Raw genomic sequence first — 544 nt, forward strand, 5'->3', positions numbered from 1 at the left:
CACGAGTGACTTGTGTGTAATGCAATGCGCTTACGCCCCTGCCAGCGCACAGGGTTTCACTGACGCTCGCAACTCTTGGACAGAAGCCACGGACACTCTGGAGGTAATCGTTAGCGACTCCCGCCTGATCAGCCAAGGCTCGCAATGGGGGCACGTGGCAATCTACATTGATGGCACCGTCTACAGTCGCGCCCATGAGGAATATGTGACAACTGACAAGGGAACATATTTCAACGGGGGCACCGTCTATCTGATAACCGGCCTGCGCAAGACGAGCGGCAACCTGTGGCGCGATAGCGCGGGGCTGGTGTTGAAAGTGACCCCGGAAGAAAAGCACAAGATCAGGACCGAGCTTGAGCGCCGCGTGAAGGTAGATAGGGAGTTCCGCAGGAAGCATCCCGGAGAGAGCGACTACAGCATCTTTGGCAATAGTTGCTCATCGAACGTTGCTGACGTGCTGGAGTTGGTGGGCATCATGGCCCATGACCCGCGCTGGCTACCCACCCCGGTAACGCCATTTGATTACACACAAGTCAGTCACCCA

Annotated in this window: 1 pseudogene; it reads left to right on the forward strand. The window is 56.8% G+C overall.

Features of this window, described 5'->3' with window-relative positions:
- Positions 1 to 154: 154 nt before the first annotated feature.
- Positions 155 to 544 (forward strand): annotated as a pseudogene (locus CF68_RS34355) (hypothetical protein); the annotation flags it as partial.

It is taken from the genome of Cupriavidus sp. SK-4 (assembly GCF_000611125.1).
GTDB lineage: Bacteria > Pseudomonadota > Gammaproteobacteria > Burkholderiales > Burkholderiaceae > Cupriavidus > Cupriavidus necator.